This is a genomic window from Paeniclostridium hominis (assembly GCF_014306135.1).
GTDB classification, from domain to species: domain Bacteria; phylum Bacillota; class Clostridia; order Peptostreptococcales; family Peptostreptococcaceae; genus Paraclostridium; species Paraclostridium hominis.
Map to the genome: position 1 here is coordinate 1 of NZ_JACRWD010000027.1, position 901 is coordinate 901.

Annotated in this window: 2 rRNA genes; both read right to left on the minus strand. The window is 28.9% G+C overall.

Annotated features, from left to right (window positions below):
- Positions 1–172: ribosomal RNA gene (locus H8891_RS15005) — 16S ribosomal RNA — on the minus strand; the annotation flags it as partial.
- 603 nt (positions 173–775) lie between these two features.
- Positions 776–892: ribosomal RNA gene (rrf, locus tag H8891_RS15010) — 5S ribosomal RNA — on the minus strand.
- Between the last annotated feature and the right edge of the window lie 9 nt (positions 893–901).

A 901-nucleotide genomic window follows, 5' to 3' on the forward strand; every position in this document is an offset into this window, starting at 1 on the left:
ATATATCATCTCGTATTAGCATACCTTTCGGTATGTTATCCGTGTGTACAGGGCAGGTTACCCACGCGTTACTCACCCGTCCGCCGCTCTTCTCCGAAGAGAATCGCTCGACTTGCATGTGTTAGGCACGCCGCCAGCGTTCATCCTGAGCCAGGATCAAACTCTCAAATAAAAGTTGTCCATCGCTCAGCTATCATTATCTGAATATCTGGCTTGGTTGTTTGTTGTTTAATTCTTAAAAAAGAATTTTTATAATTAACCTACTGTTTAATTTTCAAAGTTCATTTTGTTTTGCCCTTTTCTTAAGGACAAGTAATACTATACCATCTCATTTTAATATCGTCAATACTTTTTTCAAATTTTTTTAATATTTATTTTAAACTTTTATCTTTTTAATATATCTATATATAATTTCAGGATTATTAATATTATATAAACAACATATTGCACTAATATACCTATTTTATACTACATTATGCAATGTCTTCTAATATCCTCTGTTTCAAACTTTAATAATATTAATTTTGCTTCATAAGTTTAAAAATTCCATCATTCAAACATTGAATTTTATAAATTAATTTAAATTAAATATTATTTATGCTGATATCTTTTATTACATCTTGAATTTATTGTATAAATTTTTTCAAAACTTCAAGTCCTATATTAAAACTTTTTTATCTTATAAAATATAATTTTTAATAAATAAAAAACTAGTGAGAAATTTTCACTAGTTCTTTTGCTTATAATTAAATAAATTTTAAAAATAAAAAAGATTACGTGGCTACGTCCTACTCTCCCAGGCAGCTTCCCACCAAGTACCATCGGCGCTAAAGAGCTTAACTTCTGTGTTCGGAATGGGAACAGGTGTATCCTCTTTGCTATAATAACCACATAATCTTTA